This is a genomic window from Sphingomonas taxi, from assembly GCF_000764535.1.
In the GTDB taxonomy this organism is placed as follows: Bacteria; Pseudomonadota; Alphaproteobacteria; order Sphingomonadales; family Sphingomonadaceae; genus Sphingomonas; species Sphingomonas taxi.
In genome coordinates, this window is record NZ_CP009571.1 from 1,921,002 (window position 1) to 1,944,609 (window position 23,608).

The 23,608-nt window shown below is 67.4% G+C and carries 27 protein-coding genes and 1 tRNA gene; 12 read left to right on the forward strand and 16 right to left on the reverse strand.

The window, feature by feature from the left end; all coding sequences use genetic code 11:
- The first annotated feature begins 64 nt into the window (after positions 1-64).
- The 4 genes from ilvB to MC45_RS08650 all read left to right on the forward strand — a co-directional run bounded on the left by ilvB (position 65) and on the right by MC45_RS08650 (position 4,337).
- The gene (gene ilvB, locus MC45_RS08635; protein WP_038661884.1) at positions 65-1,822 is read left to right on the forward strand and encodes a biosynthetic-type acetolactate synthase large subunit; all 1,758 of its coding nucleotides are present in this window, start codon (positions 65-67) and stop codon (positions 1,820-1,822) included.
- A gap of 100 nt (positions 1,823-1,922) precedes the next feature.
- Entirely contained in the window at positions 1,923-2,438 is a 516-nt protein-coding gene (ilvN, locus tag MC45_RS08640; RefSeq protein WP_038666951.1) for an acetolactate synthase small subunit, read from the forward strand.
- A 44-nt stretch (positions 2,439-2,482) separates the two neighbouring features.
- Positions 2,483-3,502: a ketol-acid reductoisomerase gene (gene ilvC / locus MC45_RS08645; protein WP_038661888.1), complete on the forward strand. Its 1,020-nt coding sequence runs from the start codon at positions 2,483-2,485 to the stop codon at positions 3,500-3,502.
- A gap of 217 nt (positions 3,503-3,719) precedes the next feature.
- Complete coding sequence (locus MC45_RS08650) at positions 3,720-4,337, forward strand: YceI family protein (protein ID WP_038661891.1); 618 nt, start codon at positions 3,720-3,722, stop codon at positions 4,335-4,337.
- A gap of 4 nt (positions 4,338-4,341) precedes the next feature.
- On the opposite strand, the gene MC45_RS08655 is transcribed toward MC45_RS08650, so the two are convergent.
- On the reverse strand, positions 4,342-4,737 hold the full coding sequence (locus MC45_RS08655) for a BLUF domain-containing protein (protein WP_038661894.1): 396 nt from the start codon (positions 4,735-4,737) through the stop codon (positions 4,342-4,344).
- 294 nt (positions 4,738-5,031) lie between these two features.
- Between MC45_RS08655 and leuA the strand changes: the two genes are divergently transcribed.
- From leuA to MC45_RS08675, 5 genes are all read left to right on the forward strand, one after another.
- Positions 5,032-6,687 (forward strand): 2-isopropylmalate synthase, encoded by a 1,656-nt coding sequence (leuA, locus tag MC45_RS08660; protein ID WP_038661897.1) that lies wholly within the window; start codon positions 5,032-5,034, stop codon positions 6,685-6,687.
- Positions 6,688-6,733: 46 nt separating this feature from the next.
- Entirely contained in the window at positions 6,734-6,898 is a 165-nt protein-coding gene (locus tag MC45_RS19285; RefSeq protein WP_156143808.1) for a hypothetical protein, read from the forward strand.
- A gap of 97 nt (positions 6,899-6,995) precedes the next feature.
- Entirely contained in the window at positions 6,996-7,190 is a 195-nt protein-coding gene (locus MC45_RS08665; RefSeq protein ID WP_137897665.1) for a hypothetical protein, read from the forward strand.
- A 12-nt stretch (positions 7,191-7,202) separates the two neighbouring features.
- On the forward strand, positions 7,203-8,147 hold the full coding sequence (locus MC45_RS08670; RefSeq protein ID WP_038661903.1) for a hypothetical protein: 945 nt from the start codon (positions 7,203-7,205) through the stop codon (positions 8,145-8,147).
- A 271-nt stretch (positions 8,148-8,418) separates the two neighbouring features.
- A complete protein-coding gene (locus tag MC45_RS08675; protein WP_038661906.1) occupies positions 8,419-8,922 on the forward strand; it encodes a cysteine hydrolase family protein in 504 nt (167 codons plus the stop codon).
- A gap of 99 nt (positions 8,923-9,021) precedes the next feature.
- Here the strand turns inward: MC45_RS08675 and MC45_RS08680 are convergent, their stop codons facing one another.
- The 3 genes from MC45_RS08680 to folE are packed head-to-tail and all read right to left on the reverse strand — an operon-like array spanning position 9,022 to position 10,728.
- Positions 9,022-9,372 (reverse strand): dihydroneopterin aldolase, encoded by a 351-nt coding sequence (locus MC45_RS08680; protein ID WP_038661911.1) that lies wholly within the window; start codon positions 9,370-9,372, stop codon positions 9,022-9,024.
- Positions 9,365-10,114 (reverse strand): SDR family oxidoreductase, encoded by a 750-nt coding sequence (locus tag MC45_RS08685; RefSeq protein ID WP_038661914.1) that lies wholly within the window; start codon positions 10,112-10,114, stop codon positions 9,365-9,367. Before MC45_RS08685 ends, MC45_RS08680 begins: the two co-directional genes overlap by 8 nt.
- A complete protein-coding gene (gene folE / locus MC45_RS08690; RefSeq protein WP_038661917.1) occupies positions 10,108-10,728 on the reverse strand; it encodes a GTP cyclohydrolase I FolE in 621 nt (206 codons plus the stop codon). The genes MC45_RS08685 and folE overlap by 7 nt, the downstream gene beginning before the upstream one ends.
- A gap of 145 nt (positions 10,729-10,873) precedes the next feature.
- Between folE and MC45_RS08695 the strand changes: the two genes are divergently transcribed.
- Together MC45_RS08695 and MC45_RS08700 are read left to right on the forward strand one after the other, a co-directional pair.
- Complete coding sequence (locus MC45_RS08695) at positions 10,874-11,077, forward strand: hypervirulence associated TUDOR domain-containing protein (protein WP_038661918.1); 204 nt, start codon at positions 10,874-10,876, stop codon at positions 11,075-11,077.
- Positions 11,078-11,124: 47 nt separating this feature from the next.
- Complete coding sequence (locus tag MC45_RS08700) at positions 11,125-11,385, forward strand: SWIB/MDM2 domain-containing protein (protein WP_038661921.1); 261 nt, start codon at positions 11,125-11,127, stop codon at positions 11,383-11,385.
- Between the two features lie 110 nt (positions 11,386-11,495).
- Here MC45_RS08700 and MC45_RS19290 read toward each other — a convergent pair whose 3' ends face one another.
- The 6 genes from MC45_RS19290 to MC45_RS08725 form a co-directional block, all read right to left on the reverse strand.
- On the reverse strand, positions 11,496-11,669 hold the full coding sequence (locus tag MC45_RS19290) for a hypothetical protein (protein WP_156143809.1): 174 nt from the start codon (positions 11,667-11,669) through the stop codon (positions 11,496-11,498).
- Between the two features lie 174 nt (positions 11,670-11,843).
- Positions 11,844-11,920, reverse strand: a tRNA-Arg gene (locus MC45_RS08705).
- 43 nt (positions 11,921-11,963) lie between these two features.
- On the reverse strand, positions 11,964-12,395 hold the full coding sequence (locus MC45_RS08710) for a DUF1178 family protein (RefSeq protein WP_038661924.1): 432 nt from the start codon (positions 12,393-12,395) through the stop codon (positions 11,964-11,966).
- Positions 12,392-13,213 (reverse strand): carbon-nitrogen hydrolase family protein, encoded by an 822-nt coding sequence (locus MC45_RS08715; RefSeq protein ID WP_038661927.1) that lies wholly within the window; start codon positions 13,211-13,213, stop codon positions 12,392-12,394. The genes MC45_RS08710 and MC45_RS08715 overlap by 4 nt, the downstream gene beginning before the upstream one ends.
- Entirely contained in the window at positions 13,210-13,467 is a 258-nt protein-coding gene (gene grxC / locus MC45_RS08720; RefSeq protein ID WP_038661930.1) for a glutaredoxin 3, read from the reverse strand. The genes MC45_RS08715 and grxC overlap by 4 nt, the downstream gene beginning before the upstream one ends.
- A 31-nt stretch (positions 13,468-13,498) precedes the next feature.
- Entirely contained in the window at positions 13,499-14,278 is a 780-nt protein-coding gene (locus MC45_RS08725; RefSeq protein WP_038661933.1) for a ComF family protein, read from the reverse strand.
- 42 nt (positions 14,279-14,320) lie between these two features.
- Here MC45_RS08725 and MC45_RS08730 point away from each other — a divergent pair, with 42 nt between their 5' ends.
- On the forward strand, positions 14,321-15,175 hold the full coding sequence (locus tag MC45_RS08730; protein WP_179944527.1) for a class I SAM-dependent methyltransferase: 855 nt from the start codon (positions 14,321-14,323) through the stop codon (positions 15,173-15,175).
- A 297-nt stretch (positions 15,176-15,472) separates the two neighbouring features.
- Here MC45_RS08730 and uxuA read toward each other — a convergent pair whose 3' ends face one another.
- The 6 genes from uxuA to MC45_RS08760 all read right to left on the reverse strand — a co-directional run bounded on the left by uxuA (position 15,473) and on the right by MC45_RS08760 (position 23,607).
- Positions 15,473-16,633 carry a mannonate dehydratase gene (gene uxuA / locus MC45_RS08735; protein ID WP_245640687.1) on the reverse strand — a complete coding sequence of 387 codons (1,161 nt, stop codon included), beginning with the start codon at positions 16,631-16,633 and terminating at the stop codon, positions 15,473-15,475.
- A gap of 106 nt (positions 16,634-16,739) precedes the next feature.
- Positions 16,740-17,537 carry a FadR/GntR family transcriptional regulator gene (locus MC45_RS08740; RefSeq protein WP_052075584.1) on the reverse strand — a complete coding sequence of 266 codons (798 nt, stop codon included), beginning with the start codon at positions 17,535-17,537 and terminating at the stop codon, positions 16,740-16,742.
- 95 nt (positions 17,538-17,632) lie between these two features.
- Positions 17,633-18,022 carry a response regulator gene (locus MC45_RS08745; RefSeq protein ID WP_038661941.1) on the reverse strand — a complete coding sequence of 130 codons (390 nt, stop codon included), beginning with the start codon at positions 18,020-18,022 and terminating at the stop codon, positions 17,633-17,635.
- 55 nt (positions 18,023-18,077) lie between these two features.
- A complete protein-coding gene (locus MC45_RS08750; RefSeq protein ID WP_038661944.1) occupies positions 18,078-20,498 on the reverse strand; it encodes an ATP-binding protein in 2,421 nt (806 codons plus the stop codon).
- A gap of 2 nt (positions 20,499-20,500) precedes the next feature.
- A complete protein-coding gene (locus MC45_RS08755) occupies positions 20,501-21,868 on the reverse strand; it encodes an EAL domain-containing protein (RefSeq protein WP_245640688.1) in 1,368 nt (455 codons plus the stop codon).
- Positions 21,869-22,134: 266 nt separating this feature from the next.
- Positions 22,135-23,607, reverse strand: a complete 1,473-nt coding sequence (locus tag MC45_RS08760) for a flavin-containing monooxygenase (RefSeq protein WP_081974390.1) — start codon at positions 23,605-23,607, stop codon at positions 22,135-22,137.
- Position 23,608: the final 1 nt, after the last annotated feature.

The following is a 23,608-nucleotide window of genomic DNA, read 5'->3' on the forward strand; positions in this document are numbered from 1 at the left end:
CCATCCTGCAGCACCGCTAACCGCACCGCAACATTTTCCGTATACCAACATTTGGAGACAGACCGTGGGCGAAAAGAGCGGAGCAGACATCCTGGTCGAGGCGCTGTGCGATCTCGGCGTGGAGGTCGTGTTCGGCTACCCCGGTGGGGCGGTCTTGCCGATCTATGACGCGATGTTCCGCGCCAATGCGAACGGCGCGCGGCTCAAGCACATCCTCGTCCGCCACGAGCAGGCGGCGACGCATGCCGCGGAGGGTTATGCGCGCTCGACGGGCAAGCCCGGCGTCGTGCTCGTCACCTCGGGGCCGGGCGCGACCAATGCGGTCACCGGCATCACCGACGCGTTGCTCGACTCGATCCCGATGGTCGTCATCACCGGGCAGGTGCCGACCGCGCTGATCGGCACCGACGCCTTTCAGGAGGCGGACACGGTCGGCATCACGCGCCACTGTTCCAAGCACAATTATCTGGTGAAGGACCCGGCGACGCTCGGCGCGACGATCCACGAGGCGTTCCATATCGCGACCTCGGGCCGCCCCGGCCCGGTCGTCGTCGACATTCCCAAGGACGTCCAGGTCGCGACTGCGCGCTACAGCAAGCCCGGCCCGATCCAGCACAAGACCTATCGCCCGCAGGTGAAGGCATCGCAGCCGCAGATCGAGCAGCTCGTCGACATGCTGGCCGCGGCAGAGCGGCCGATCCTCTACACCGGCGGCGGGATCATCAATTCGGGTCCGGCGGCGTCGCAATTGCTGCGCGAGCTGGCGCGGATCACCGGTGCGCCGGTGACCTCGACGTTGATGGGCCTCGGCTGCTTCCCCGCCTCGTCCGACCAGTTCCTCGGCATGCTCGGCATGCACGGGACCTATGAGGCGAACATGGCGATGAACCAGGCCGACCTGATCGTCGCGATCGGCAGCCGCTTCGACGATCGCGTCACCGGCCGGCTCGACGCGTTCAGCCCGAACAGCCGCAAGGTCCATATCGATATCGACCGGTCGAGCGTGAACAAGAACGTTCGCGTCGATCTCGCGATCATCGCCGATGCCGGCCATGCGATGGAGGACATGGTCCGCATCTGGAAGGCGCGCCAGCATCCCAAGCCGGACACGCGCGAATGGTGGAACCGGATCGCCGGCTGGCGTGCGGTGAAGAGCCTGAGCTTCCCCGAAACGGGCGAGGCGATCATGCCTCAGCGCGCCGTCCGCGCCTTGTGGGAGGCGACGCATCGCCGCGACCCGATCATCACCACCGAGGTCGGCCAGCACCAGATGTGGGCCGCGCAGCATTTCGGCTTCGAAAAGCCCAACAAATGGCTGACCAGCGGCGGTCTCGGGACGATGGGCTACGGCCTGCCCGCGGCGATCGGCGCGCAGCTCGGCAATCCCAATGCGCTGGTCATCGACATCGCCGGCGAAGCCTCGATCCAGATGAACATCCAGGAGCTCGCCACCGCCTCGCAATACCGGCTTCCGGTCAAGATCTTCATCCTCAACAACGAATATATGGGGATGGTGCGTCAGTGGCAGGAGCTGACCTACGAGAGCCGTTATGCCGAAAGCTATTCGGATTCGCTGCCCGATTTCGTCAGGCTCGGCGAGGCCTATGGCTGGAAGGGCATCCGCATCGAGACGATGGGCGAACTGGACGACGGCATCCAGGCGATGCTCGACCATGACGGGCCGGTGATCGTCGACTGCCGCGTCGCCAAGCTGGCGAACTGCTTTCCGATGATCCCGTCGGGTGCCGCGCATACCGACATGATCCTGCAGGCCAACGAGGTCTCCGGCACCATGGACGACGAGGCCAAGGCGCTGGTCTGACCCGACCAGACCGTCACCCTGGCGAAAGCCGGGGTCTCGCGCTGCAAGCGCGCGCTCATATCATAGGGAGACCCCAGCGGTCGCTGGGGTGACGATGCGGATGCACATCAAGACCGAAGCTGCCGAACGCCACACGCTGGCGGTGATCGTCGACAACGAGCCGGGCATCCTCGCCCGGATCGCCGGCCTGTTCACCGCGCGCGGCTACAATATCGAGAGCCTGACCGTCAGCGAGATCACCGCCGACAAGACGGTCAGCCGCATCACGATCGTCACCAGCGCCTCGCCGGCGACGATGGAGCAGATCATCGCGCAGCTCGACCGGCTGGTGCCCGTCCACAAGGTCACCGACCTCACCGCGCAGGGCGCGCACGTCGAACGCGAGCTGGCGCTGGTCAAGGTCGCCGGCACCGGCGACCACCGGATCGAGGCGCTGCGCCTCGCCGATGTCTATCGCGCCCGCGTGGTCGATGCGACGACGACCAGCTTCGTCTTCGAGGTGACCGGCGCGATCGAGAAGATCGACAAGTTCGTCGAGCTGATGGGCGAGGTCGGCCTGATCGAGGTCGCCCGCACCGGCATCGTCGCCATCGCCCGCGGCCGCGAGGCGGCCTGAGTTTTACCCCCCACCCGTCACCCGCGGTGACGAAAGGAAGAAGCATGAAAGTCTATTACGATCGCGACGCCGATCTGAACCTGATCACCGACAAGAAGATCGCCATCATCGGCTATGGCTCGCAGGGCCATGCGCATGCTCAGAACCTGCGCGACAGCGGCATCAAGGACGTGGCGATCGCACTGCGCGAGGGCTCGGCGACCGCCAAGAAGGCGATCGACGCCGGCTTCGCGGTCAAGTCCAACAAGGAAGCGGCGCAATGGGCGGACATCGTCATGATCCTCGCGCCCGACGAGCATCAGGCGGCGATCTGGGACGCGGACCTCAAGGGCAATATGAAGCCCGGCGCGGCGCTCGCCTTCGCGCACGGCCTCAACGTGCATTTCGGCCTGATCGAGCCGCCCGCGGACATCGACGTCATCATGATCGCGCCCAAGGGGCCGGGCCACACCGTCCGCAGCGAATATGTCCGCGGTGGCGGCGTGCCCTGCCTGATCGCGATCCATCAGGACGCCAGCGGCAACGCGCATGACGTCGCGCTCGCTTATGCCAGCGGCGTCGGCGGCGGCCGTTCGGGCATCATTGAGACCAACTTCCGCGAGGAATGCGAGACCGACTTGTTCGGCGAGCAGGCGGTGCTGTGCGGCGGCATCACCCATCTGATCCAGGCGGGCTTCGAGACGCTCACCGAGGCGGGCTACGCGCCCGAGATGGCCTATTTCGAGTGCCTGCACGAGACCAAGCTGATCGTCGACCTGCTGTATGAGGGCGGCATCGCCAACATGCGCTATTCGATCAGCAACACCGCCGAATACGGCGACATCACCACCGGCCCGCGGATCATCACCGACGAGACCAAGAAGGAGATGAAGCGCGTGCTCGCTGACATCCAGTCGGGCCGCTTCGTCAAGAACTTCGTCCTCGACAACCGCGCCGGCCAGCCCGAGCTGAAGGCGGCGCGCAAGCAGGCCGCGGCGCATCCGATCGAGAAGGTCGGCACCGAGCTGCGCGCGATGATGCCGTGGATCGGCGCCAACAAGCTGGTCGACAAGGACAAGAATTAACCCATGATCGTCATCCCGGCGAAAGCCGGGACCCATGGTTACGGCGCGGTCGAGGTTTCGCACAACCCCGACACCATCGTGACCATGGGTCCCGGCCTTCGCCGGGGTGACGAAAGTTTGCGTCGATCAGATCACCAACGATCCGTTTCGGCTTTGCCTCTTCCGATTGTCACAAACCCATGGTTTAACCTCCGAAACAACCTTCGGAGCTTCCCCCATGCGTCTCATCCTCGCCGCCGTGCTCGCAACGGCCGCCGTCCCCGCCGTCGCCCAGATCATCCCGACCGCGCCGGGCCAGCCCGGCCAGCCGAGCGCGAAGGTCCCCGCCGGTACCTATCAGGTCGATCCCGACCACACGCAGGTGTCGTGGGAGGTCAACCATATGGGCTTCTCGATGCTGCAGGGCATGTTCGGCGCCTCGACCGGTTCGATCACGATCGATCCCGCCAAGCCCGCCGCCGCCAAGGTCGACGTGACCTTCCAGATCGCCGAGCTCGCCGTTACCGCAGCGCCCTTCGCCAAGCACCTCCAGTCGCCCGACTTCTTCGACGCCGCCAAATATCCGACCGCGCGCTTCGTCTCGACCGGCGTGACGCCGCGTGGTGGCAACAAGGCGACGATCACCGGCAATCTGACGATCAAGGACCAGACCAAGCCGGTGACGATCGACGCGACCTTCGTCGGCGCGGGCGCCAACCCGATGAGCAAGAAGCTCAACTTCGGCTTCAACGGCACCGCGACGATCAAGCGCAGCGACTTCGGCGTCGGCGCCTATGCCCCGGTCGTGTCGGACGAGGTCAAGCTCCACATCCACGCCGCCTTCGCCGCGCAATAACCGGTCAGGCCGCGCGCCGCACCTTGGCGAACCCCGCGAACGTCGCCCGCACCGCCGGGTCGGCGTTCGCGGTGAGCCTGCCGATCCGCTCCAGCGGATCGCCGCCGTCCTCGCCCGGCGCCTGATAGGCCATCGCCCATTCGCCGAACTCGCGCTGCTCGATGCTGCGGTTCGACAGCACCACCAGCGCGTGATGCCGGCCGTCCGCCTGGATACGCGCGAACGTGGCGTCGACCGTGGCGTCGTCGCCTTCCAGCGCCTGAAGGAAGCGCTTGCCGTCGAAGAATAGCAGGCCCGTCACCCGCGCCCGCGCATTGTTGCGCCGCGACTGGGCGAGGATCACCGCCGGATCGACCTCCGCCGGTTTCCGCACGCTGCTGATATAGACGAGCTGACGCATTCCAAGCCCTTCAAAACATATGTTAATGTGAGACTTTTCCGCCTCTCTGCCGGCTAGACCGGTGAGGCTTAACGGAGCGTCAACGCCAATTTGGCGCCGCTCGGCGGTGGACAAGTCCTGCCGCCTCGGCCATGACCCGCATCGACATGGACCGCACGACCCTTCTTCTGCGACTTATCCGCCCTTAGGGCGGCGGTTGCTCGTGCACGCCTCCCTAAGGGCCGGATAACGCTTCAGCGCCACCCAGCCGCGTCCGACGATCAGCGTCCGCGGCGCCACAGACGGGACCGATACATGCTCCGCGATCCTTCGACCAAATACCGCCCCTTCCCGACCATCGACCTGCCCGACCGGCAATGGCCGTCGCGCGTCATCACCCAGGCGCCGCGCTGGCTGTCGACCGACCTGCGCGACGGCAATCAGGCGCTGATCGACCCGATGGACGCCGAGAAGAAGACGCGGTTGTTCGACCTGCTCGTCAAGGTCGGTTTGAAGGAGATCGAGGTCGGCTTTCCATCGGCCGGGGCGACCGAATTCGATTTCATCAGCGGGCTGGTGAAGACGGGGCGCATCCCCGACGACGTGTTCGTCCAGGTGCTCACCCAATCGCGCCGCGACCTGATCGAGACGAGTTTCGCCAGCCTCGACGGCGCGAAACAGGCGATCGTCCACCTCTACAATGCGGTGTCGCCGGCGTGGCGCAAGATCGTGTTCGGCATGACGCGCGACGAGGTGAAGCGGATCGCGATCGAGGGCGTCAAGGTGCTGCGCGACGAGGCGGCCAAGCATCCCGATACCGACTGGCGGTTCGAATACAGCCCCGAGACTTTCTCGACCGCCGAGCTCGATTTCTCGCTCGAGGTGTGCGCGGCGGTGATGGACGTGCTCCAGCCGACCGCCGACAAGCCGATCATCTTCAACCTGCCCGCGACGGTCGAGTGCGCGACGCCCAACGTCTATGCCGACCAGATCGAATGGTTCGGCCGCAACATCCCCAATCGCGACGCCGTGGTGATCTCGCTCCACACCCACAACGATCGCGGCACCGGCGTCGCCGCGGCGGAGCTGGGGCTGATGGCGGGCGCCGATCGCGTCGAAGGCTGCCTGCTCGGCAATGGCGAGCGGACCGGCAATTGCGACCTCGTGACCGTCGCGCTCAACATGTACACGCAGGGCGTGTCGCCGGGCCTCGACCTCTCGGACATCGACGGCATCGTCAACACGATCAATTATTGCACCAATATCCCGGTGCATCCGCGCACGCCCTATGCCGGCGATCTGGTGTTCACCGCTTTCTCGGGCAGCCATCAGGACGCGATCAAGAAGGGCTTCGCGGCGCAATCGGCGCGCAACGACGAATTGTGGGAAGTCCCCTATCTGCCGATCGATCCGGCCGACCTCGGCCGCAGCTACGAGGCGGTGATCCGCGTCAATTCGCAGTCGGGCAAGGGCGGCGTCGCCTGGGTGATCGAGCAGGACAAGGGGCTGAAGCTGCCCAAGCGCCTGCAGGCGGATTTCAGCCGTCACGTCCAGGCGCTCGCCGACGAGACGAGCCGCGAACTCGGTGCCGCCGACATCTGGGGCCGGTTCGAGGCGACCTATCTGCCGCGCGACGGTGACCGGTTCGTGTTGCGCGATTACGAGGAAAGCGGCAGCGCGGGCGACCGGCTGTTCGTCGGTCGCGTCGCGGTCGACGGCGAGGAACGGTCGATTTCGGGCCGCGGCAACGGGCTGATCTCGGGGGTGATCGCCGCGCTCGGCGAGACGGGGCCGGACCTCGACGTGGTCGATTACAGCGAACATGCGATCGGCCATGGCGCCGATGCGCAGGCCGCCGCCTATGTCGAATGCCGCACTGCGGACGGGCGCACCGTGTTTGGCGTCGGCATGGACACCGACATCGCGACAGCGAGCGTGCGTGCGGTGCTGAGCGCCGCCAACCGGGCCTGATCGCGACCCCGCCCGCGTGGAGCCAGCGCGGGCGGTGTTGGACGACATGGACAAGATGGACACCTTAACGGAAACGATCCAGCCCGATCGTTTCCGTTTCTGCACCCATCGCATCGCCGAGTCGCAAGTCGATTGCGGCGGAGGATTGCCTGCCGCCGGAAATATATCGTTCGACATCAAGCCGATGAGAAAGAGCCGGGGAGGATATTAGCCGCGGCGCGGCCTGTAGGACAGGCCTTGATTGCTTGTTTCGCACGGTGCGTTAGTCTGGCGCGGGTCCGAAGGTCTTGCTGCTGGAGAAGCACATCATGCCGATGATCGTCGCACTGGCGCTCGCTACGCCGCAGGTCTGTACCGATGTGGCGAAGGCCTGCCGCGCGTGCACCGCCAAGGACGGCAAGACGGTGTGTTCGGACATCGGCATCGCCTGCCAGCCGAAGCTGCGCATTTGCCGGCCGCACAAGGTGCCGGAGACGCGGGCCACGCCCCGGCCCGCGCGTTGAGGGAGAGCGGATATGCGCGCCCTGCCGCTGATCCTCTCCATTCTTCTGCTAGGCGCCGCGCCGGCGGACGTGCCGATCGGCCAGTTCCGCGAGTGGCTGTCTTTCAAGAAGCAGCCGCTCGACTTCGCCTCGGGCGGCGTGACCGTGCACGTCGCGGCCTTGCCCTGCCCTGCGAAGCCCGTCGGCGATACCTCATGTCGATGGGACGGATTCAACAATCAGGGGTCGGTAACGGTGAGTGCGCCGGGGATCCGCCCGCTGACGGTGACGACCGATCGGCAGAGTGAATATGCACGCATCGCAATCGTGCGCTTCGAGCCGCACGACCCGCGCCCCGGCGTGATCGTCGAGAGCCAATACGGCGGCTCCGGGGGCGTGCTGACCGTCCAGTTGTTGCTGCCGGTCGGCGATGGCTATCGCGCCGTGCCGATGGTGCGACGGGGTGGCGGCATTCTGGAAGGGCAGATCGCAGATTACCCGATTGATCGGTCGGGAGATGGCCGGATCGATCTGATCCTGGAAGACGCAGCGTTCGATACGACGTTCGGCTGCAACGCCTGCACGCCGCGGCCGCCGCGGATATTCACGGTGATCGGGGGCGTGTCGACGGACGTGAGCGACGATCCGGCGCTGCGCAGCGTCTTCGCGACGGACATGAAGCGATTGGCACCGAGGTGCTTTTCCGGCGAGCCGGATCGCAACGGTAGCTGCGCCGCCTATGTCGCGGATGCCGCGCGCGCCGGGCAGTTCGCGGCGGCCTGGGCGGCGATGCTGCGTCACTACGAACATGGGAAGGACGTTCGGCAATTCTGCGACTCACACAGCTCGGCGGAACAGCATTACGCCTGCAAGCCCGGGCATGAGACGCGATATCGGGACTTTCCGGAGTCGCTACGGGCGTTCCTGATCCGTGCCGGTTATCTCCAGCGGCGTGGCGCGACGGTCACCGCATCGTGATGACGATGGTGCTGGCTTTGAGGCTCGGCGGATCGCCCCGGACTTGTTGGAGACCTTTGCAAAGACCTCGGTCGCCGGTGAATCAATGCAGTGCTCCTGCGAACGCAGGAGCCCAGAGCCAAGCAAAACAACGCCTCATGGCGTTCGGGACTCCTGGGCTTCTGCTTTCGCAGGAGCACTGCTGATATATCATGGGATATCCAGCAACCGAAAATCTTTCATCCAGCCCTGCTCACCCGTAATTTCCTCTCGCGACAGTCCGGAGCATGACATGACCCGCGCGTTTCTCGTCATCGATATCCAGAACGACTATTTCCCCGGGGGCGTCCTGCCGTTGTGGGAGGCGGAGGCGGTCGAGGCGCGGATCGTCGCGGCGATCGGGCGGGCAAAGGCGCAGGGGGATCGCGTGATCCTGGTCCGGCACGAGTCGCCGGCTGACGCCGGGCCGTTCGTGCGGGGCAGCGCCGGGGCCGAGATCCGTCCTGCGATCCTCGCCGCCGCGGGGGACGCGCCGGTCGTCGTGAAGCGGCATGCCGATGCGTTTCAGGATACCGATCTCGCGGCGCATCTGACGGGGATCGATGAGCTGATCGTCGGCGGCATGATGACGCAGAATTGCGTCGTGTTCACCGCATTGTCGCGGGCGGCCGACGGATGGCGGGTGCAGGTGGTCGGCGACCTCTGCACCGCGCCGATCGAGGTCGTGCACCGGATCGCGCTCAACGCGCTCGGCTCGAAGACCGTCGTCAGCGCGGCGGCGGACGTCTGGCGCTGAGGCTGTCGCGGGAGCGACCCGCGTCTGCCGGGGCGGATCACATCGGCGTTGCTCGAAATACCGCCCCCCTGCCCCCTCCTTCCAAGGGAGATGCAGGGCCTAGCGGGTGCGGACGATCTCGCAGCCGACCGCGGCGTCCGGATAGACGTCGGGCTTGAGCGAGCGGACGCGGACCTGCCGGACGCGCGGGTCGGCGAGGCAGAGCGCGGCGATCGCCTCGACCAGCGTCTCCTGCAAGGCGAAGCCGGGGCCGGCGGCCATCGCGAGGATGCCGTCGCGCAGGAAGTCGTAGTCGAGCACCTCGTCGATCGCGTCGGCGCTCGGCGGGTCGGCATAATCGACCGTCATCCACACCGACAGGCGGACGCGCTGCGGTGCCGCCTCGTGCGGGTGGATGCCGAGCCGCATCGCCACCTCGAGCCCGTCGAGGATCGTGGTGTAATCAGCCATTGCGTCCCTCGAACATCACGTCGCCGTCGCGGCGCAGGAAACGCTGGCCGCAGTCGACGTAGAGCGTCTGGCCGGTGACGCTGCGCGCGCCGAGCAGATAGACCACCGCCTCGGCGACCGCCGCCGCGCCGACCGGGCGGCGCAACAGATTGTCGGCGGCGACCGCGGCGAATTCCGCCTCGCTCTGGTCGCCGCTCGGCAAAGTGATGCCCGGCGCGACGGCATTGACGCGGACCTTCGGGGCCAGCGCCTGCGCGAGCATCTCGGTCGCGCCGGCCAGCGCGTATTTGCTGAGCGAATAACTGAAGAAATCGGGGTTGGGATTGGCGAGCTTCTGGTCGAGCAGGTTGACCACCGCGCCGTCGGCTAGATCGTCCTGCGCGGCAAGCGCGGCGGCGAGCATCGCCGGGGTCACTGCGTTGATCGCATGGAGCCGCGCCGCCAGCGCGGGGTCGAGCGCCTCGGGCCGGTCGTAGGCGAAGAGCGAGGCGCTGTTGACCAGCGCCGCGATCGGCCCGCCGGCGGCGTCGCGGGCGCGGGCGAATAACGCAGCGACGCCAGCGGGATCGGAGAGGTCGCCGTGCACGGCCGCGCCGCCCAGTTCCGCCGCCAACGCCTGCGCTTCGTCGGCGGAGGCACCGTAATGCACCACTACGCGCCAGCCGGCGGCGGCGCAGGCACGCGCGATTGTCGCGCCGAGCCGCTTCGCACCGCCGGTGACGAGGACGGTGCGAGTCAACATCCCATCAGCGCCAGCACTTCCTTGCGGCTGCGGTCGTCCTCGCGGAACACGCCCATCATCCGGCTGGTCACCATCGACACGCCCGGCGTGCGCACGCCGCGCGCGGTCATGCAGGCGTGGCTCGCCTCGATCACCACCGCAACGCCCTGCGGCTTGAGATTGTCCCAGATGCAGTCGGCGACCTCGGCAGTGAGCCGCTCCTGCACCTGCAACCGGCGGGCGAAGCCGTGCAGCACGCGGGCGAGCTTGCTGATCCCGACGACGTGATCGCGCGGCAGATAGGCGATGTGCGCCTTGCCGATGATCGGCGCCATGTGATGCTCGCAATGCGACTGGAAGGGGATGTCCTTGAGCAGCACGATCTCGTCATAGCCGCCGACCTCCTCGAACACGCGCGACAGGTGGCGGGCGGGATCGTCGGCATAGCCGGCGCAATATTCCTTCCACGCCTTGGCGACGCGGCGCGGCGTGTCGATCAGCCCTTCGCGGCCGGGATCGTCGCCGGCCCAGCGGATCAGGGTGCGGATCGCCTCGGCGACCTCAATGGGGACGACCGGCGCGTCGCCGGTTGCGGCGGTGGCGCCCTCGTCCGGCGCGTGGTGCTGATCGGTCATGCTGCGTTCCTTGGTCCTGCCGCCGGTGGCGGTGCCGGCCTGTCATAAGTTCGTTTCGGCAACGCGTCCAACCGCCCCGCCGCACTGCGTGCAACCCTTTGCCGTATCCGCGCTTTGTTGTGGGCGTAACGAACGGAGAGAGACGATGGCGGACCTCAAGAAGGGCGACGAAGTGACCTGGAAGAGCCACGGCGGCACCGCGCACGGCACGGTCGAGAAGAAGCAGACGAGCGACACCGCGATCAAGGGCCATACCGTCCGCGCATCGAAGGACGACCCCCAATATATCGTAGAGAGTGACAATGGTGGAAAGGCAGCGCACAAGGCGACCGCGCTGAAGAAAGCGTAACGTTTAGAGCACCCGGGATCGACCGGGTGCGAGCAGGAAGGAATGCGATGGCTACGACTACCAAGACCGGCGGCATCCACGCGCCCGTGCAGCCCTCCCCGGAGCTCGGCGCGATCGTCGGCAACGAGAAGCTGCCGCGCAGCCAGGTGATCAGCAAGGTGTGGGAATATATCAAGTCCAACAACCTGCAGAACCCGGAAAACAAGCGCGAAATCCTTGCAGACGACAAACTGCAGAAGGTGTTCGGCCGCGACAAGTGCACGATGTTCGAGATGAACAAGTACATTTCGCAGCACGTGAAGGCCTGAACCCTACACGGCTTTCGATCGGGAGCATCGCGCCACTTGCGGCCGGCGATGCTCCCGACGTCAATAGTCTCGATCGATCGGGATGCGCCGCGGTGCGCCGCGGCGCCGGTTCAACGTGAGCGGGCCGGCAGGAACGGCAATGCGATCGCCGAGGCGATGATCATCACCACGCCGACCAGCACATAGAGCCAGAAGGCGAGTGGCTTGATTCGCGATCCGCCGAGGGCGGGCGAATCGGAGTCGACCGGCGCGCTGATCGTCTGGCTGAACATAGTCGCCCCCAAATGGCTGGTCCTGCTGCCCATTTAGCAGCGGATTGTTGCCGGCATTTTGCAGTCCGGCAGACCGCCCCCCGGCGGTCATGAAGGCGCGCTATGCGCGGCGCGACGGAAAGTTGCAAGCCGGACCGATCCGGACCGATGACCCGGCAGGCGACGGGATCGGCGTGAGACCAGTGATGGTGACCCCGGCGCGATTCGAACGCGCGACCTACAGATTAGGAATCTGGCGCTCTATCCGGCTGAGCTACGGGGCCACTGCGCTCCTGATACCGGGCGGCGCCGGGCGGGTCCAGCGGGTCAATTGGTCTTTTCGGGCGGCACCACCGGGCAGAGCAGCGGCGCCACCGGCACGCCGTCGGCGACCAGCGCCTTCGCCTCGGCGAGGCTGGCCTGACCATGGATCGGGCGGACGACCTCGTCGCCGTCGTGCATCGCGCGCGCGCGCGTCGCAAAGTCGCTGCCGACCCACGACGAGGTGGCGAGCGTCCTGGCCTGGTCGGCGGCGATCTCGCGCAGCGCCGCCTTGATCGCCGCGGCGGGCGGCGGATCGGCGCGGCGATTGCTTTTGGCCGGGATGCTCGGCGCCATCAGCGCCTTGGCGATCGCGGTGTCGCCGCACATCGGGCAGGCGAGCAGCCCCGCCGCCGCCTGCGCGTCATAGGCCGCGCTCGACGCGAACCACGCCTCGAAGACGTGATCCAGCCCGCAGCGCAGGTCGAAGACGATCACGCGCGGGTGACCGGCGGGATCGCGCGGGCGTGGTCGAGCACCGGGATGCGGGCGCGGACGTCGGCGACGCGCGCCGGGTCGATCTCGGCGAGCCCCAGCCCGCGCGCCTCGCCCATGTCGAGCAGCACGTCGCCCCACGGATCGATGACCAGCGAATGGCCGTAGGTGGTGCGGCCATCGGCATGCGCGCCGGCCTGCGCGGCGGCGACGACGAAACAGCCGGTCTCGATCGCGCGGGCGCGCATCAGCGCGTGCCAGTGCGCCGCGCCGGTCGGGCGGGTAAAGGCGGCAGGGATCGCGAGCACCTCCGCCCCCGCCACGGCGAGCGCGGCATAGAGCGCGGGAAAGCGCAGATCGTAGCAGATCGACAGACCGAGCGGCCCGACCGGCGCATCGACGACCACCGCCGCGTCGCCGGGGGCATAAGCGGCGGATTCGCGCCAGCTTTCGCCGGTCGGCAGATCGACGTCGAACAGATGGAGCTTGTCGTAGCGCGCGCGGATTGCGCCGGCGGCGTCGATGACGAAACTGCGATTGGCGTAGCGGCCATCGGCACGCCGCACCGCCAGCGAGCCGACATGCACCCACAGGCCGGCGACCGCTGCGGTCTCGCGGACGCTGGCAAGCACCGGATCGTCGGCCTCGGCGTGGATCGATGCGGCGGCGCGGGCGCGGTCGCGATCGATCAGCCCCGCCATCTCGGGCAGGAACACCATGCCGGCGCCGTTGGCGGCCGCGGCGGTGATACCGTGGCGCATGTCCGCGGCATTGACGGCAGGATCGATCCCGCTCGTCATCTGCAGCAGCGCGATCCTCATGCCGCGAGCAGCGGGTCCAATCCTCCGCGCGCGTTGAGCGCGGCGAGATCGTCCGAGCCACCGATATGCGTGCCGTCGATGAATACCTGCGGCACGGTGGTGCGGCCGTTGGCGCGCTGGATCATCTCCTGCCGCTGCGGCCCGCCAAGCGAGATGTCATATTCCTGCGGCGACACGCCCTTGGCTGCCAGCAACGCCATCGCGCGCGTGCAATAGGGACAATATGCCTTGGTGTAGATTTCGACCTTTGCCATAGGCTTGAGGTGTGGGCTGAGGACCGGCTTGTCAATCGCCCGCCGCCCCCGACCCGACCACCCGTGCCCAGCACAGCACCACCACTGCGGCGGCCCCGGCGCGCAGCAACACCTGCGTACAGGCGGCGGCGGTGGCGCCGCTGGTATAGACGTCGTCGACCAGCGCGATCGTCCTGCCCGCCACCCGCGCGGGATCGGGCACCGCGAACGCGCCGGCGACCGCCTGCCGCCGCCGACCGCGGCCAAGCGCGCGCAGCGGCACGGTGGCGCGGCGGCGGACCAAGGCGAACGGATCGTGTGCGATGCCGGTACGACGGCGGACTGCGGCGGCGATCAGCGCCGCCTGGTTGAACCCGCGGCTCCACAGCCGCCAGCGGTGCAGCGGCACCGGCACGAGCAGGTCGATGCCGGGTGGCAGCGTCGGCGCCATCCGCTCCGCCATCGTCGCGGCGATCCCGATCCGGCCGCCATATTTCAGCTTGAGCGCCAGCCGCCGCGCCACCGGTCCGTAGGCGACGGCGGCGCGGATGCCGGCATGGCGCGGCGGATCGGCGAGGCAGGCGGCGCAGCGTGCGTCGGCGCCGCGGTCATGCGCGAACGGCCGGTTGCACGCGGCGCACCACGGCGGGGTCAGCCAGCGCAGCCCGCCCCAGCATGGCGCGCAGAAGCGGTGATCGGCCGCCACCGGCGTCCCGCAGCCGGGGCAGCGCGGCGGCAGCGCCGCGGCGGCGATCGGGCCGAATAGCGACGCCAGCGCACGGCGACCGTGCGCCGCGATCGCTGCCAGCCCGCCCACGCCGATCGTCCGCATGGCCGCTTGTCGCGCACCGCCGCAACAGGCACAAGCCTGGCGGTGAACGCCAACGCCATCTTCGACCGCCCTGCCCGCCGCCTGCGCCGCGACCGCGCCGCCGACGGCTATTCCGACCACGCTTTCCTGCGCGACGTCATGGTCGAGGGGCTGCTCGAACGGCTCGACGCGGTGAAGCGCACGTTCACCGACGTGCTCGACATCGGCGTGCCCGATCGCAGCCTCGTCGTGCCCGGCGCCCGGATCGCACGGGTGGATCCCGGCTTCCGCTTCGCGCAGGCCGCGGGCGGCGTACAGGGCGACGAGGAGCGGCTGCCGTTCGCCGACGGCAGTTTCGATGCGGTGCTGAGCGCCGGCGTGCTCGATCAGGTCAACGACCTGCCCGGTGCGCTGACGCTGATCCGGCGGGTGCTGCGACCCGACGGGCTGTTCCTCGGCGCGTTCCTCGGCGGCGGCAGCCTGCCCGCGCTGCGCGCGGCGCTGCGCGTCGCCGAGGGTGAACGGCCGGCGGCGCGGCTGCACCCGCAGATCGACGTACGATCGGCGGGCGACCTGCTGATGCGCGCCGGCTTCGCGCTGCCGGTCGCCGACATCGAGACGTTCGATGTCCGCTATGCGAGCTTCGGGCGGCTGCTCGACGATCTGCGCGGCATGGCGGCGAGCAACATCCTGATCGGCCGCTCGGCGATGACGCGCGGCACGCTGGCCCGGACCGCCGCGGCGTTCGCCGCGGCGGCGGGGCCGGACGGCCGGACCACGGAGCGCTTCTCGATCGTGTTCCTCACCGGCTGGGCGCCCGACGCCTCGCAACCAAAACCGGCGCGGCGCGGCAGCGCCACCTCGTCGCTCGCCGCCGCGCTGCGCGTACCGTCTTCGCCGCCGCCGAAAGCAGATTAGGAAGAGTAGTGTTCACGCGGAGGCGCGGAGGCGCGGAGATGTTACGCTTGCCGCGCCAGCGGCTCTTCCCATCGGCGATGCGATGACAAGGCCACGCAGCCCCACGCGATCCATCTCCGCGCCTCCGCGCGAACATCATCCTTTCTTCTACATTCGTTTAGCTGGCGGGCGTCATCGACCTTTTGGTGTCAACGTCGTCGAAGCACCGTGAGAGTCGACAGGCTCAGGGCGAACGCTGGGGAAGCTAACGATCTTGTTCGCAGGCAGTCTCTACGGCCTGTACCGACATGCCGCTTGTCAGACCCTTCCCGCCTCGCGGGCGTGGATCAGCCCGGCTTCGAGACCGCGTAGCTCGGCGAGGCCGCGCAGGCGGCCGATCAGCGAATAGCCGGGGTTGGTGCGCTTATGCAGGTCGTCGACCATCTGGTGACCGTGGTCGGGGCGCATCGGCAGCGCGCGCCCGGTCCGCCGTTGCAGATCGACCACCGCCGCGACGATTGCCGCCATGTCGGCGTCGCCGCGCAGATGCTCGGCCTCGTGGAACGCGCCGTCCGCCTCGCGCTGCACCGAGCGGAGATGGAGGAAGCCGATCCGCTCGCCGAGGCGACGGACCATGCCGGGCAAATCGTTGTCGGCGCGCACGCCCAGCGAGCCGCTGCAGAAGCACAGGCCGTTGGCGGGCGACGGCACCGCGGCGAACAGCGCCGCAACCTCCGCCTCGGTGCTGACGACGCGGGGCAGGCCGAAGATCGGGAAAGGCGGATCGTCCGGGTGGACGACGAGCCGGATCCCCTCGGCCTCGGCGATCGGACAGACTGCGGCGAGAAAGGCGATATGGTTGGCGCGCAGCTGGTCGGCGTCGATCGCGGCATAGCTGCCGATCCGGCGCAGCAGTTCGGCCGAGGTGAAACTCTCCTCGCTGCCCGGCAGACCGGCGATGATCGTCCGCTCCAGCCGGTGACGGCCCGCCTCGTCGAGCGCGGCGAAGCGCTGCGCCGCCGCAGCGACGACGGCGGGGGAATAGTCCGCCGCCGCATCGGGCCGGCGGAGGAGATGGATGTCGTAGGCGGCGAGCGCATGCAGCTCGAAGCGCAACGCGCGGGCGCCATCGGGCAATTCCCAAGCAAGGTCGGTCCGCGTCCAGTCGAGCAGCGGCATGAAATTGTAGGTCACGACGGTGATGCCGTGCGCGGCGAGGCGGCGAAGGCTGACCGCATAGGCCTCGATCAGGCGATCCCAGTCCGCGGAGCGGGTCTTGATCCCCTCGGCGACGGGCAGGCTCTCGACCACCGTCCAGGCGAGGCCGGCATTCTCGATCAGCCGCTTGCGGGCGGCGATCGCATCGTCGGGCCAGGCGTCGCCGTTCGGGATCTCATGCAGTGCGGTCACCACTTCGGTCGCGCCGGCCTGCCGGATCGCGGCGAGCGGCACCGGATCGCTCGGGCCAAACCACCGCATGGTCTGGGTCATCATCATCTCGCCGCCATCCCCCTCCTGGTAGGGCGTGACTAGCAGCGCAATGATTGGTCTGACAACCTAGAAGCGTGCGGTATGCCGCTTTGCGTCAGGCGACGGGCGATACGCCATAGCGCTGACGGGTGCTGGCGAGCGAACGACGCACCTCCTCGACCGCGAGTTCCTCGGTACGGAACAGCAGATGATCCATCACTGCCGACAGATGCGCGCGCATCGCAGCGCGGGCGGCATTGGCGTCGCGCGCGCGGAGCGCGTCGATGATCGCGGCATGTTCCTCGACCACCGGCCGGACCTTGGCATTGCGCGCCTTGGCGTGGAGCAACGCACATTCGGGCGAGGTCGAGCGCAGATGCCACAGATCCTCGATCGTGCGCAGCACGCCGGCGTTGCGGGTGGCGGCGGCGATGGTCAGGTGGAAATCGCGATCGGCCTCCTCGGTCACCTCGGGCAGCAGGTTCTCGGTCGCCATCGCGGCGACCAGCGCGTCGAGCCGGTCGATCTGGTCGTCGGTGACGTGCAGTGCCGCCAGCGCCGCCGCCTCGCCTTCGAACATCAGCCGCACCTCGGTGAGTTCGAAGGCGGTGATCGCGAAGCCGGGCTCCTCGCCCTGCCCCGGCAGGCGGCAGACATAGGCCCCGGAGCCGACGCGGACCTCGATGAACCCCTGCACCTCAAGCGCGATCAACGCCTCGCGCACCGCCGGGCGGCTGGCGCCATATTCGATCGCGAGCTCGCGTTCGGCGGGCAGGCGGTCACCGATCGCGAACGCACCCGAGGCGAGCTGGTCGAACAGCTTGCGGGCGAGGCGCTGGTACAGGCGATCGCTGGTAGCGCTCTCTTTGCCGAGATCGACCTTCGAAGGGCGGCGGATGGTCGGCTTGGGCATCGGACTTACCAATTAAAGCGGGCGGGACGAGATCGATACTACGAGAGGCACGGGCATGGGAAGGCCGCGTCGTGCGAGATCGCAACCGGTATCGGTCAGACGAGCATCCCGCCATCGGCATCGCGCGCGAGGATACGGCCCATCGCCTCGAACAGGGCGTCCATCGCGACCGGCTTGAACAACACCTCGTCCGCCCCCGCGGCGATGCACCGCTCGCGCAGGTCGAGCGCGGTGTCGGCGGTGATGACGATGATCGGTACCGCCGCCTTGCCGTCGGCGCGCGCGCGGACGTGGCCGATCGCGGTGATGCCGTCCATGCCGGGCATGCGCAGGTCGATCAGCAGCATGTCGAAATCCTGCGCGTCGATCGCCTGTAACCCGTCTTCCGCGCTCTCCGCCTCCATCATCGTGACCCCGGCGACATCGAGCATGTCCCTGACGACGCGGCGGTTCATCCGATCGTCTTCGATGAACAGGACGTTCATCGGGAGGGCTGCGGGGTCGGTGGGATTGGCGATGGCATGCTATTGCGTCTACGCTTCATGCCGCCTGCGACACAAGCGCCACATGGCGCGCAGGATAGAGTATTGCGACCAATGTCGAACCACTGACCGGTTTGATAACGCTACGGAACGATCCGTCCGTTGCGGATGCGATACGATCGGCGTCGGCGGCGCTCGGCAGCAGGATCGTCACGTCCGCCGCAGCCGCGACGGCGGCCAACTTTCGCAGCGCGTCAGCGGCGTCCTCGACCGCGCCCAACGCGGCCGCATCGATCAGCAGGCGGTCGAATCGCGTGGTGGCGAGCGCGGCGACGGCTTCGTCCAGTGTCGCGGTGGCCACTACCACGCCGGCGTGCGGCGTCATCAGCGTCCGCAGCATGCTGCGCGTGATCGGGTTGCGATCGAGTACCAGCATCCCCGCAGTGCCGGGCGTGGCCTCGGCCGGCGCCGTCGCGGCCTCGGCGCGCACCAGCGGCAGGTCGACGATGAACCGCGACCCCTCCCCCACGACGCTGGTCACGGTCACGTCGCCACCCATCGCCCGCGCGAGGTTGCGGCAGATCGACAGGCCGAGTCCGGTGCCGCCGAACCGGCGGGTGGTGCTGGTGTCGGCCTGACGGAAGGATTCGAAGATCGCGTCGCACGTCTCGGGCAGGATGCCGATGCCGGTATCGGCGACGACGATGCGGAGCCGGTCGTCGCCATAAGCAGCGGCGTGCAACGTCACGCTGCCCTCGGCGGTGAATTTGAGCGCGTTCGACATGAGATTGAACACGATCTGCCGTACCCGCGCGGCATCGCCCAGGATCATCGCCGGGCACTCCGCGATGTCGCGATGGAACGCGATACCCTTCGCCTCGGCCTGGTCCTGCCACAACCGGGTCGATTCGGTGATCATCGCGCGCAGGTCGAACGGCGCCTCCTCGACGGTGAGATTGCCGGTCTCCATCTTGGCGACGTCGAGGATATCGTCGACCAAGGTGCGCATCGTCACGCCCGCGCTATACACGACGCTGAGCCGGTCGCGCGTGCTGCCGCCAATCCGCGCGTCGGCAAGCATCACCTGCGTCATGCCGAGGATGCCGTTGAGCGGCGTGCGGATCTCATGGCTGGTGGTGGCGAGGAATTCCGTCTTGGCAGCCAGTGCCTTGCCGAGCGCGGTATTGGTGACGGCGAGGTCGTCGTTGGCGGCACGGACTTCGTTGCGGCTCCGACGTAGCGTGATCAGCCCCATACCGAGCAGGCCGATCGCGAGGATCGTCGAGGCGACGACGCCGAGGAAGATGTTGCGCTGCGTGCGGGTGCGTGCCTGTTCATAAGCGACGTTGCGGCGGGCTTCGTCGCGCTGGAGGCTGGCGATCTTGAGTTCCTGATTGGCGAAGTCGAACCGCGCCGCCATCAGCGCCGCGCTAGTCGAACGGGCGAGCGCGGTCGATTCGTCATCAAGCCGCTTCAACGCGACGAGGTGCCGCAAGGCCAATTCGGGGCGGCCGGCGGCGCGATAGATGGTATAAGCGGTGCGATGCGCCTCGCGATCGATCAGCGTGGTGTGATCGATATCCTCGCCGTCGAACCGTTCGGCGATCAGCGTCAGCGCCGTGGCGATGTTGCCGCGCTGATAGGCGGCCTGCGCGTCGAGGCCGATCAACGTCTTGCGAAACCCCGCCGCCTCGCCACGCGTCGATAGCCGTAGCCCCTGATCGATCGCACGCTGCGCCCCGACGACATCCTTGTCCATCAGCCGCGCTTCGGCGATGTTGCCGAGGATCAGCACGCGCAGCAACGGGCTGTTGATCCGTTCGGTGAGCGCAAGACCATTGCGGAACTGCTGCGACGCCTCGCGGTAACGACCGAGATTTTTCAGCGAGATGCCACGATTGTTGTAGAGCGCGAGCGCGAGCATCGGGTCCGCGCGGTATAGCGACAACGCCTGATCGTAATAGCGTAACGCATTGGTGTGGTCGTTCGCTTCGCCGTAGAGCGAGCCGATCGATTGCAGCGCCTTGGCCTGACTGCGTGTGTTGCCGAGCGACCGGAAGATGTTGTGCGCCCGCTGATAGTCGCTCAACGCCCGGGCCACGTCGGCGTGAACGGCGGCGATCCAGCCACTGGCGAGCAGCGCGTCGCCCTGCAATTCCGAGCCCGGCGCCAGTCGTGACGACAGCGTCACCGCCTTGTTGATCAACGGTTCGGCCGCGCCGACATCGTTGAGCCGCATCAACGCCTCGCCGCGCAGCCAGTTGGCAGTTGCCTGCCGAATAGCACGCTGACGCGACGGCGGCTGTCGGTCGGCCACGCGTTCCGCAGCGAGCGCGCGGTCGGCGGTACGGTGTGGATCGCTGAGCATCGCGGTCTTGGCGTCAGCGACGAGCCTGTCGAAGACATCCGCCGTTGCCGAAACCGGGGCCAGCGCGAGAAGGCTGGCCGCCAGCCACGACCGCCAGGGCCAGCGGCGCATCGTCAGACGACGCGTCGGGTCGCGGCGAAGCCACCGAAGCCCGCGAGCGGATTGGGTGCGGGCGCGCGGTGGCGTCCTTCGTCGAGATATTGGATCAACGATTCGAGCACGACGGGGCGGCTGATCAGGAAACCCTGGACCATGTCGCAGCCCATGACGGTGAGCAGCGCCAGTGCGGCATGCGTCTCCACCCCCTCGGCGACCACTTCCATCTCCAGGGCGTGCGCGAGATCGATCGTCGAACGAACGATCAGCGGATCGCGGTTGGAGCTAGTGAGCTGGGTGACGAACAGCTTGTCGATCTTAAGCTCGCGAGCCGGCAATTGCTTGAGATAGGCGAGCGAGGAAAGGCCGGCGCCATAATCGTCGATCGCGATGGTGATGCCGAAGTCCGCGAAGATCTGCAGATTGGCGATCGCGCTGGCGGGATCGCGGATCACCGAGGTTTCGGTGATCTCGAACCCGAGCTTGGCGTCGCTGCCGCCGACGAGGTCGCATGCGGCGCGGACGAAAGCGCTGTCGGCGAGCAACTGGCCGGCGATGTTGATGAATAGGCGGAGATCATGGCCGCGGGCGGCGAGGTTGCGCTGGTCCTCTATGGCGCGGCGGATCGTCCACAAGGTCATGCGGTCGATCAGCATGCATTCTTCGGCGACCGAGATAAAATCGTTGGGCATCACCAGCCCGCGTTCGGGATGATGCCAGCGCACCAGCGCTTCGGCGCTGCGGATCTCCTGATGACGGACGTGCACCTTGGGCTGATAGTGCAGCACCAGCTCTTCGCGATCGATCGCCTGGTCGAGCTCGCGCGCCACCTGCAGCACGTCGAGCGTCGCACGCGGCGCGACCGCGTGGGTCACGGTGTGATAGGCGGTGCGAGCCTCGGCAAGGGCATTTTCCGCCTCCTCGACCAATGCCACCTCATCGAGATTGGCGGTGGCCGCCGCGGCGGCACCGAAGGTCAGGCGGATGGTGACTTGCTGATCGTCGAGGGTGAACGCCTGTTCGAACGCTTTCTCGATCGCGACGATGGCGCGATCGACGGCGGCGCGATCGGCGTCGCGGAACCCGCTGGCGATCTGGGTCCGGCCCAGCACGGCGACGCTGGCGGTCGGCAGCACGCGCGCGACTCGGTCGGCGACGAGGCCGACGAGCAGCTCGGCGCGGGCACAGCCGAGACGTCGGCGCAATTCGGTGAAATTGGCGATTTCCGCGATCAGCTGAAAGCGGAACGCCGGGTCGGTCGTCCGCTGCGCCCCCGTCATGACGCGGGAAGCCAGCATTTCCACGGTTTCCGAGCGATGCGCGACGGTCATGGGCTCGGCGTAGAGCATCAGGTTTGAAGATAAGATTAATCGCACATGAGCCATCTAAGCCGCTGCGAGACGGATTGTTAAATGCTTAACATGAGGTTAAGGATGTCGGGCATCCTGGAGATGCCACGATAAGGGAGATTAGCATGTCGGTAGTTTTCGCACTCGTCCTCGCGGTCGTTTCGGTTTACATCAAGCCCTGGTAACCGCCGTCGCGGCTCGGGCCGTGACGATCTTCGCCGCTGGTCGGTAAGGTCGAACAGGTCCGGGCCGCATTCCGTTTGGAGGGCATTACCCTCCCCTCGAATGCCGCCGTCGAACGATCAGGCGGCGTCGCGCCGGCCCGGGACCGGATTGTCGAAGACCATGTCGTCATCGACCGACCCGAACCGCAGCGCGACCACATCCAGCACATAATTCTGGTTGAGCTTCCACGGCTTGCGCGCGCCCTGTTGTGGCAGAAGATGCGACGCGCGCTGGATATAGCCCGAGGTGAAATCGACGAAGGGCTCGGTCGCCATCGCCGGATCGCGTAGCCGCGGCGTCGACTGGCGCAGGCCGCGCTGGCGCATCGTATTGAGCAACCGGCAGACGTAGGTCGCCACCAGCTCCGCCTTCAGCGTCCACGACGCATTGGTATAGCCGAAGGTGTATGCCAGATTGGGCACATCCGAGAACATCATCCCCTTATATTGAAGGGCTGCGTTGAACGCGATCGGCGCACCGTCGCGGCTGAAGCGGATGTCGCTCAGCCATTGCAGCCGCAAGCCAGTCGCGGTGACGATCACGTCGGCGGGAAGGTCCTCGCCGGAATCCAGGCGGATGCCGGTCTCGGTAAAACGGTCGATCGTCCCGGTTACCACCGAAGCGTCGCCACGTTTGAGGCTGGCGAACAGATCGGCGTCGGGTACGAGGCAGAGCCGCTGGTCCCACGGATCGTACCGCGGCGTGAAATGCCGCTCGATATCGTAATCGGGGCCGAGATGGTCGCGGACCATCGCCAGCAGACGGCTGCGGAATTGGGCCGGACGCGATTTGGCGAGCCGGTAATAGACCATGCTGGTCAGCACGTTCTTCCACCGGGTGAGGCGATAGGCGGCCCTGCCGGGCAGCCGCGCGCGCAGCCAGTTGGCGAGGCGATCCTCCGCCGGCCGCGACACCACATAGGTCGGCGAGCGCTGCAGCATGGTGACGTGCGCCGCCTGCCGGGCGAGTGCGGGCACCAGCGTCATCGCGGTCGCGCCGCTGCCGATCACCACGATCCGCTTGCCCGCGTAATGGAGATCCTCCGGCCAGAATTGCGGGTGGACGATCGTCCCGCCGAACCGTTCGGCATCGACGAACTCGGGCGTGAAGCCGCGGGCGTAATCATAATAGCCCGAACACATGCATAGAAAATTGCACGTGAAGACCAGCGGCGCGCCGTCGGGGCCGGTCGCCTCGATCGTCCAGCGTGCCTCATCTGTCGACCAGGCGGCGGTGGTGACGCGGTGGCCGAAGCGGATGTGGCGGTCGATACCATGGGTGCGCGCCGCCTCCTCGACATAGCCGCGGATCGTCGCGCCGCCAGCGATCGACCGGTCGTCCGTCCAGGGATGGAAGGAGAAGCCGAGCGTGTGCATGTCGCTGTCCGAGCGGATGCCGGGATAGCGGAACAGGTCCCAGGTGCCGCCGAGCGTCGGCCGGGCTTCGAGGATCAGATAGCTACGGTCGGGGCAACGGCGTTGCAGGTGATAGCCCTGGCCGATGCCAGATATTCCGGCACCGACCAAAAGGACATCGACATGCTCGGCCATC

Bases quoted from the DNA above. Each gene is read 5' to 3' on its own strand.
- ilvN (WP_038666951.1), top strand. From the start codon at position 1,923: ATGCACATCAAGACCGAAGCTGCCGAACGCCACACGCTGGCGGTGATC.
- ilvC (WP_038661888.1), top strand. From the start codon at position 2,483: ATGAAAGTCTATTACGATCGCGACGCCGATCTGAACCTGATCACCGAC.
- MC45_RS08650 (WP_038661891.1), top strand. From the start codon at position 3,720: ATGCGTCTCATCCTCGCCGCCGTGCTCGCAACGGCCGCCGTCCCCGCC.
- MC45_RS08655 (WP_038661894.1), bottom strand. From the start codon at position 4,737: ATGCGTCAGCTCGTCTATATCAGCAGCGTGCGGAAACCGGCGGAGGTC.
- leuA (WP_038661897.1), top strand. From the start codon at position 5,032: ATGCTCCGCGATCCTTCGACCAAATACCGCCCCTTCCCGACCATCGAC.
- MC45_RS19285 (WP_156143808.1), top strand. From the start codon at position 6,734: ATGGACAAGATGGACACCTTAACGGAAACGATCCAGCCCGATCGTTTC.
- MC45_RS08665 (WP_137897665.1), top strand. From the start codon at position 6,996: ATGCCGATGATCGTCGCACTGGCGCTCGCTACGCCGCAGGTCTGTACC.
- MC45_RS08670 (WP_038661903.1), top strand. From the start codon at position 7,203: ATGCGCGCCCTGCCGCTGATCCTCTCCATTCTTCTGCTAGGCGCCGCG.
- MC45_RS08675 (WP_038661906.1), top strand. From the start codon at position 8,419: ATGACCCGCGCGTTTCTCGTCATCGATATCCAGAACGACTATTTCCCC.
- MC45_RS08680 (WP_038661911.1), bottom strand. From the start codon at position 9,372: ATGGCTGATTACACCACGATCCTCGACGGGCTCGAGGTGGCGATGCGG.
- MC45_RS08685 (WP_038661914.1), bottom strand. From the start codon at position 10,114: ATGTTGACTCGCACCGTCCTCGTCACCGGCGGTGCGAAGCGGCTCGGC.
- folE (WP_038661917.1), bottom strand. From the start codon at position 10,728: ATGACCGATCAGCACCACGCGCCGGACGAGGGCGCCACCGCCGCAACC.
- MC45_RS08695 (WP_038661918.1), top strand. From the start codon at position 10,874: ATGGCGGACCTCAAGAAGGGCGACGAAGTGACCTGGAAGAGCCACGGC.
- MC45_RS08700 (WP_038661921.1), top strand. From the start codon at position 11,125: ATGGCTACGACTACCAAGACCGGCGGCATCCACGCGCCCGTGCAGCCC.
- MC45_RS08715 (WP_038661927.1), bottom strand. From the start codon at position 13,213: ATGAGGATCGCGCTGCTGCAGATGACGAGCGGGATCGATCCTGCCGTC.
- grxC (WP_038661930.1), bottom strand. From the start codon at position 13,467: ATGGCAAAGGTCGAAATCTACACCAAGGCATATTGTCCCTATTGCACG.
- MC45_RS08725 (WP_038661933.1), bottom strand. From the start codon at position 14,278: ATGCGGACGATCGGCGTGGGCGGGCTGGCAGCGATCGCGGCGCACGGT.
- uxuA (WP_245640687.1), bottom strand. From the start codon at position 16,633: ATGCGGTGGTTTGGCCCGAGCGATCCGGTGCCGCTCGCCGCGATCCGG.
- MC45_RS08740 (WP_052075584.1), bottom strand. From the start codon at position 17,537: ATGCCCAAGCCGACCATCCGCCGCCCTTCGAAGGTCGATCTCGGCAAA.
- MC45_RS08745 (WP_038661941.1), bottom strand. From the start codon at position 18,022: ATGAACGTCCTGTTCATCGAAGACGATCGGATGAACCGCCGCGTCGTC.
- MC45_RS08750 (WP_038661944.1), bottom strand. From the start codon at position 20,498: ATGCGCCGCTGGCCCTGGCGGTCGTGGCTGGCGGCCAGCCTTCTCGCG.
- MC45_RS08755 (WP_245640688.1), bottom strand. From the start codon at position 21,868: ATGGCTCATGTGCGATTAATCTTATCTTCAAACCTGATGCTCTACGCC.
- MC45_RS08760 (WP_081974390.1), bottom strand. From the start codon at position 23,607: ATGGCCGAGCATGTCGATGTCCTTTTGGTCGGTGCCGGAATATCTGGC.